This is a genomic window from Acerihabitans sp. (assembly GCF_036398755.1).
Taxonomy (GTDB): Bacteria; Pseudomonadota; Gammaproteobacteria; order Enterobacterales; family Enterobacteriaceae; genus Acerihabitans.
This window is the reverse complement of sequence record NZ_DASWOM010000066.1, coordinates 22,341-29,797: the sequence shown is the minus strand read 5'-3', so window position 1 is coordinate 29,797 and position 7,457 is coordinate 22,341. Positions and strand designations below refer to the sequence as shown.

The 7,457-nt window shown below is 58.8% G+C and carries 5 protein-coding genes; all 5 read left to right on the top strand.

Features of this window, described 5'->3' with window-relative positions:
* On the top strand, nt 1-1,327 hold a 1,327-nt coding region (rpsA, locus tag VGC33_RS11185), incomplete at its 5' end, for a 30S ribosomal protein S1 (protein ID WP_331120831.1).
* 93 nt (nt 1,328-1,420) lie between these two features.
* The gene (gene ihfB, locus VGC33_RS11180; protein WP_331120830.1) at nt 1,421-1,708 is read left to right on the top strand and encodes an integration host factor subunit beta; all 288 of its coding nucleotides are present in this window, start codon (nt 1,421-1,423) and stop codon (nt 1,706-1,708) included.
* Between the two features lie 350 nt (nt 1,709-2,058).
* Nucleotides 2,059-4,332: a ComEC family protein gene (locus VGC33_RS11175; RefSeq protein WP_331120829.1), complete on the top strand. Its 2,274-nt coding sequence runs from the start codon at nt 2,059-2,061 to the stop codon at nt 4,330-4,332.
* 37 nt (nt 4,333-4,369) lie between these two features.
* Nucleotides 4,370-6,121: a lipid A ABC transporter ATP-binding protein/permease MsbA gene (gene msbA / locus VGC33_RS11170; RefSeq protein WP_331120828.1), complete on the top strand. Its 1,752-nt coding sequence runs from the start codon at nt 4,370-4,372 to the stop codon at nt 6,119-6,121.
* Nucleotides 6,114-7,109, top strand: coding sequence for a tetraacyldisaccharide 4'-kinase (gene lpxK, locus VGC33_RS11165; RefSeq protein ID WP_331120827.1), 996 nt, complete (start codon nt 6,114-6,116; stop codon nt 7,107-7,109). Before msbA ends, lpxK begins: the two co-directional genes overlap by 8 nt.
* Nucleotides 7,110-7,457: the final 348 nt, after the last annotated feature.

Sequence of the window (7,457 nt, the reverse complement as noted above, 5' to 3'; positions counted from 1 at the left end):
TTTCACCGTCGAACTGAACGGCATTCGTGCGTTCCTGCCGGGTTCGCTGGTTGACGTGCGTCCGGTACGCGATACCCTGCATCTGGAAGGCAAAGAGCTTGAGTTTAAAGTTATCAAGCTGGACCAGAAACGTAACAACGTGGTGGTTTCCCGTCGTGCGGTGATTGAGTCCGAAAACAGTGCGGAACGCGATCAACTGCTGGAAAACCTGCAGGAAGGCATGGAAGTTAAGGGTATCGTCAAGAACCTTACCGACTATGGCGCGTTTGTTGACCTGGGCGGCGTCGATGGCTTGCTGCATATCACCGATATGGCCTGGAAGCGTGTTAAGCATCCGAGCGAAATCGTGAATGTCGGCGATGAAATCACCGTTAAGGTCCTGAAGTTCGACCGCGAACGTACCCGTGTTTCCCTGGGCCTGAAACAGCTCGGCGAAGATCCGTGGGTGGCTATCGCCAAACGTTACCCGGAAGGCACCCGCCTGACCGGCCGCGTGACCAACCTGACCGATTACGGCTGCTTCGTTGAAATCGAAGAAGGCGTCGAAGGCCTGGTTCACGTTTCCGAAATGGATTGGACCAACAAAAACATCCATCCGTCCAAGGTTGTCAACGTGGGCGACGTGGTTGAAGTCATGGTTCTGGATATCGACGAAGAACGCCGCCGTATCTCCCTGGGCCTGAAACAGTGTAAAGCCAACCCGTGGCAGCAGTTCGCCGAAACCCATAACAAGGGTGACCGCGTCGAAGGCAAGATCAAGTCAATCACCGACTTTGGTATCTTCATCGGCCTGGAAGGCGGCATTGACGGCCTGGTTCATCTGTCCGATATCTCCTGGAATGTTGCCGGCGAAGAAGCCGTGCGCGAATACAAGAAAGGCGACGAAATCGCGGCCGTGGTCCTGCAGGTTGACGCAGAACGCGAACGTATTTCCCTGGGCGTGAAACAACTTGCTGAAGACCCGTTTAATAACTACCTGTCTTTGAACAAGAAAGGCACTATTGTTACCGGGAAAGTCACTGCAGTTGACGCTAAAGGTGCTACAGTTGAATTAGCTGGCGGCGTTGAAGGTTACCTGCGTGCTTCCGAAGCATCGCGCGACCGCATTGAAGACGCTACCCTGGTTCTGAACGTGGGCGACGACGTTGAAGCTAAATTCACCGGCGTTGATCGTAAAAACCGCGTTGTCAGCCTGTCCGTTCGTGCTAAGGATGAAGCTGATGAGAAAGATGCTATCGCCACTGTGAACAGCACCAACAAGCAGGAAGATACCAGCAACTTCTCCAGTGCAATGGCTGAAGCGTTCAAGGCAGCTAAAGGCGAATAATAATGGGGGAGCGGCGAGTCAGCCGCTCCTGGACGGTAGCTAAGTTGGGTCGTGTCCCTGCCTTATCCGTGGGAATGCGCACTTGGAGGAACTATGACCAAGTCTGAACTTATTGAAAGACTTGCTGGACAGCACGCTCATATCCCGGCGAAAATCGTCGAGGATGCTGTGAAAGAGATGCTCGAACATATGGCGACCACCCTCGCCGGCGGTGAGCGCATTGAAATCCGTGGTTTCGGCAGTTTTTCACTTCACTACCGTGCACCGCGTGTCGGACGCAACCCTAAAACCGGGGATAAAGTTGAATTGGAAGGCAAATATGTCCCCCATTTCAAGCCCGGCAAAGAGCTGCGCGACCGCGCCAATATTTATGGTTCATAACGCCATGCCGCGTTAACGCACCGTCGTTATAAGCCAGTCGCAAAAAAGACACCTTCGGGTGTCTTTTTTTATGCTTTGATGAAAACAAAGTGGGACATGCCCTCGACCGCCATTGCGCAACGTAATAGGCGGAGTTTTCCGTCATTGGCCAGACCCCGAGCCGCTTTTCAGGCAATATTGCGCGCACTGGCGCAGTCTGCCACAACGGTTTGTAACCCTTTTTCATTCTCCTGAAGCAGTATCGATAAATGCGCATCCGGCGGTGGCGGCGTTCGATGTGGCGGGCAACAATCGGCGCCGACGCTTTATTGCCAGGATCGATAACTGATGATTGCCGGACCTACAAACTGATGCCGATCGCCATCAACCCTATTGCGTTATGCGCAATCGCCGGCATCCTGCCGTTGGCCTTTTTACCCGCGCTGCCGTCGCCCGTTGTACTGTGCGGCATCGTGCTGGCCGCCTGGTTATTATTACTGACGCGCACGTCGGGCTGTCGTTTGGTCGCCGTGACCCTGGCCGCTTTCGCCTGGGGTGGTTTTTGCGCCATACAGTTACTGGAGCAGACAGCGGCGTTATCCCAACCCAGGGCTATTGTGCGCGCGCAGATTGTCAACATCCATCATGCCGACAGCGCGCGCTCGGGCGCGGTAATTAAAATCACCCAGGCCGGCGGAAAAAGAGTGTTTCCGCCGGTCTTTGCCGCCATCAGCTGGACCTCGCTGCCCGAACGCTGGTGCGCCGGCCAGCGGTGGAAAATGATGCTGAAACTGCGTCCCCAGCATAGCCGGCTCAATCAAGGCGGTTTCGACAGCCAGCGCTGGGCGGTGGCCAACCACCAGCCGCTGGTGGGACGTGTCATCAAAGCCCAGGTGGAAGATGCCCGCTGCGGTCTGCGTCAAAGGCTAATCGACCATGCCGCCGCCGGGTTCACCGGTCTGCGCTGGCCCTCCATTTTATTGGCGCTGGGGTTTGGCGAAAGCCGCGGCATGCCCGAAGAGCTGCGCTTATTGCTGCAGCAAACCGGCACTGCCCACCTGATGGCCATATCCGGCCTGCATATTTCGCTGGCGGCCCTGTTTGGCTGGCTGGCGGCGCGCGGCGGCCAGTTTTTCCTGCCGAGGCGCTGGGTCAGCCCGGCGATGCCGCTGGCGGTCAGCTGGCTGGGCGCGGCGGGTTATGTCTGGATTTCCGGTGTTAATTTTCCGGCTATTCGCGCGCTGCTGGCGCTGACGCTCTGGATCCTGTTGCGCATCAGGGGCGTGCACTGCGGGGCCTGGCAGGTCTGGCTGTGGTGCGTGGCGCTGATAGTGGTGACCGATCCGCTCAGCGTGTTGTCAAGCAGCCTGTGGCTGTCGTGCCTGGCGGTGGCGGCGCTGATTTTCTGGTTTCAATGGGCGCCGCTGCCGGCGCGTTTTCAATCCGGGCTACGCTGGGCCTGGCTGCGCTGGGTACATTTGCAGGCCGGCATGACGCTGCTGCTGCTGCCGCTGCAATGGGGATTGTTCCACGGCGCCAATCCGCTGTCGCTGCCGGCCAACCTGTGGGCGGTGCCGCTGGTGTCGTTTATCAGCACGCCCCTGATCCTGGCGGCAATCTGCCTGGGCGTGCTGACGCCGTTGAGCAGGCTGCTCTGGTATCTGGCCGATCAATCGCTGACGCTGGTGTTTTTGCCGCTGGCGCCGTTGCAACAGGGGTGGCGGGATCTGGCGGCGGCCGGCATCCTGTGGAGCATCGGCGGCTGGCTGGCGGTGATTATCTGGCGTTTCGGCTGGTGGCATACCTACCGGCTGAATATGGTGGTGCTCGCAGCGCTCCTGCTGGCGCCGCGTGACCGGGCTGACCGGCCGCGCTGGCGGGTGGATATGCTGGACGTCGGCCACGGGCTGGCGGTAGTGGTGGAACGCCATGGCAAAGCGCTGCTGTATGATACCGGCGCGGGCTGGCGCGGCGGCGATATCGGCAAAGCGGAAATCCTGCCCTATCTGGCCTGGCGCGGTCTGGCGCCCGAGGGTATTTTTCTCAGCCATAGCCACCAGGATCATATCGGCGGCCTGGCGACCCTTAAACGGGTATTTCCCCGGGTGCCGGTCGCCAGTTCTTATCGCGCCAAGGGCCACCTGCCCTGCGTCAGGGGCCGGCGTTGGCAGTGGCAGGGGTTGACGTTCAGCGTCCTGTGGCCGCCCGCGCAGGTGAAAAAAGCCGGTAACGATGATTCCTGCGTGATCAAAATAGACGACGGCCGGTTCAGCGTGCTGTTGACCGGCGATATAGAGGCGCCGGCCGAACGGGCCTTGCTCAAGAGCGCCCGCGGTCAATTACGCGCCGATATCCTACAGATACCCCACCACGGCAGTAAAACCTCCTCCACCCGGGCATTTTTGCGCGCGGTGCGGCCCGGGGCGGCGCTGGCGTCTGCCGCCCGCTTTAATCCCTGGCGCCTGCCGGCGCAAAGCATCCGGGAACGCTACCGCCGCGAGGGCATACCCTGGCACGATACCGCCCGCTCGGGTCAGGTCAGCATTCATTTTTATGATAATAATTGGGTTATAAAAGGATATAGGGAACAAATTATGTCACGTTGGTATCACCAGTGGTTTGGCGTCCACGCCGATAATGAGTAGAATGGTCGGCTATTTAGTCTCAGCGCTGGTTGAATGCATGCTTAATGATAAAGATCTCTCCACCTGGCAGACGTTCCGTCGCCTTTGGCCGATGATCTCCCCTTTTAAGGCGGGCCTGATAGTATCTGCCATTGCCCTGATACTGAACGCCGCCAGCGATACCCTGATGCTGTCACTACTCAAACCGCTGCTGGACGACGGGTTTGGCAAAAGCGACAACAGTATCCTGGTGTGGATGCCGCTGGCCGTTATCGGCCTGATGGTGGTGCGCGGTTCAACCGGGTTTGTTTCCAGTTATTGCGTGTCGTGGGTGTCAGGCAAAGTGGTCATGCAAATGCGCCGCCGGCTGTTCAGCCATATGATGGGCATGCCGGTGTCCTTTTTCGATCAGCAGTCCACCGGTACGCTCTTGTCGCGCATTACCTATGATTCGGAACAGGTGGCCTCGTCGTCGTCCAGCGCGCTGATTACCGTCATCCGCGAAACCGCCTCGATCATCGGCCTGTTTATCATGATGTTCTATTACAGCTGGCAATTGTCGCTGATCCTGGTGGTTATCGCCCCCATTGTTTCCATTGCCATACGCCAGGTGTCGAAACGCTTTCGTAACATCAGTAAAAATATGCAGAACACCATGGGGCAGGTCACCACCAGCGCCGAACAGATGCTGAAGGGCCATAAGGAAGTATTGATTTTCGGCGGCCAGAAGGTTGAGAACGAGCGCTTCAATCACGTCAGCAACCGGATGCGCCAGCAGGGCATGAAAATGGTGTCCGCCTCGTCGGTTTCCGACCCGGTGATCCAGTTTATCGCCTCACTGGCCCTGGCGTTTGTGCTGTATGCCGCCAGTTTCCCGAGCGTGATGCAAAACCTGACCGCCGGCACCATAACCGTGGTGTTCTCGTCCATGATTGCGCTGATGCGGCCGCTGAAATCGCTCACTAACGTTAACTCCCAGTTCCAGCGGGGCATGGCCGCCTGCCAGACCCTGTTCGCCATCCTGGATATGGAGCAGGAGAAAGACGAAGGAACGCTGGTGGTCGAGCGCGCCAAAGGCGATGTCGAATTCCGTGATGTCACCTTCTTCTATCCCGGCAAGGAAACGCCGTCGCTTGAACATATCAGCCTGACCATCCCCGCCGGCAGGACGGTGGCGCTGGTCGGGCGCTCCGGCTCCGGCAAATCCACCATCGCCAACCTCCTGACGCGTTTTTATGATGTTCAGGAGGGCGCGGTGTTGCTGGACGGACACGATCTGCGGGAGTACACCCTGTCCTCGCTGCGCGATCAGGTGGCGCTGGTGTCGCAAAATGTGCATTTATTCAACGATACCATCGCCAATAATATCGCCTATGCCCGCAAGGACCGGTTTTCACGCGACGAAATCGAGAACGCGGCCCGCATGGCCTACGCCATGGACTTTATCGCCAAAATGGATAAAGGCCTGGATACGGTTATCGGTGAAAACGGCGTGCTGCTTTCCGGCGGACAGCGCCAGCGCATCGCCATTGCCCGGGCGCTGCTGCGTGATTGCCCGATCCTGATCCTTGACGAAGCCACCTCGGCGCTGGATACCGAATCGGAACGCGCCATCCAGAAGGCGCTGGATGCGCTGCAAAAAAACCGCACCTCGCTGGTCATTGCCCATCGGCTTTCCACCATCGAAAAAGCGGACGAAATCCTGGTGGTGGAAGACGGGCGTATCGTGGAACGCGGCTCGCACCAGGAACTGCTGGCGGCCAAAGGCGCTTATGCGCAACTGCACCGGATGCAGTTCGGCAATGATTGATCGCATCTGGTTCGGTGGTTCCCGGCTGTCCTGGCTGCTGTTGCCGTTATCCTGGCTTTACGGCCTGGTCAGCGCGCTGATAAGGCTTGGCTATCGCCTGGGATGGCGCAAAACCTATCGTTTCCCGGTGCCGGTGGTGGTGGTGGGCAACCTGACCGCCGGCGGCAACGGCAAAACGCCGGCGGTATTGTGGCTGGTTGAGCATTTGCAGCGCTCCGGCTGGCGGGTCGGCGTGGTGTCCCGCGGCTATGGCGGACGCGCCGATCACTATCCGCTGCTGCTGGATGATCACACCACCAGCCTACAGGCGGGGGACGAGCCGGTACTGATTTTCCAACGTACCCGCGCCGCGGTGGCGGTGGCCCCCAGGCGCGCTGACGCGGTGGCGGCCTTGCTGGCCGGGCGGCCGCTGGATGTGATTATCTCCGATGACGGTCTGCAGCACTATGCCCTGGCACGGGATATCGAATGGGTGGTGGTGGACGGCGTCAGGCGCTTTGGCAACGGCTGGTGGCTGCCGGCGGGGCCGATGCGCGAGCGTGCCGGCCGTTTGAAAAACGTCACCGCCGTGATAGTCAATGGCGGCGACGCCTTGCCGGGTGAAATTCCCATGCGCCTGGTGCCGGGCGATGCGGTCAATCTGGCCAGCGGTGAAACCCGCCCGGCCGGGCAACTGCCCGCGGTGGTGGCGATGGCGGGCATCGGGCATCCGCCGCGTTTTTTCGCCACGCTGCGCGGCCTGGGCGTGATAACGGAACGTGAAATCGCCTTCGGCGATCACCAGGCTTATCGCGCGGAGCAACTGGCGCCGCTGGCTTTGCCCGGTCAGACGCTGTTGATGACGGAAAAGGACGCGGTAAAATGCCGCGCGTTCGCCCAGGCCAACTGGTGGTATCTGCCGGTGAGCGCGCAACTGTCGGAGCAGGACGCCGCAAGGCTGCTGGCGCCGATAGGGCGGGCGATCAACAAGGCGCGGCGGATATCATAGTGGAACGGCGCCGGAACCGGCCGGACCGGGGGCGCGCATAAATCTGCCGGCATAAAAAAACAATCGGCCCGGTCATCAGGGATGACCGGGCCGAGAGAGCGATGTTATTTTTTGCTTAGCGGCTAAAGTTAGCAAACAAAGCAATTATTTTATTTAATTTTTTCATGGCAGGTTTGTCTCTTAAATATTGAAAGTGTGATGTAGCTCACAAAAAATATTACGCCGTTCCTGTTTAGGGATCAAGCCTATTTTGCAAAAATGTTAATAGCCTGCGCCAATCGCTGTGAGGCGGATTGCAGCTTATCGCCTTAACCATTCCCGCGGGTTGGCGCGTTATGCTATTCTCTG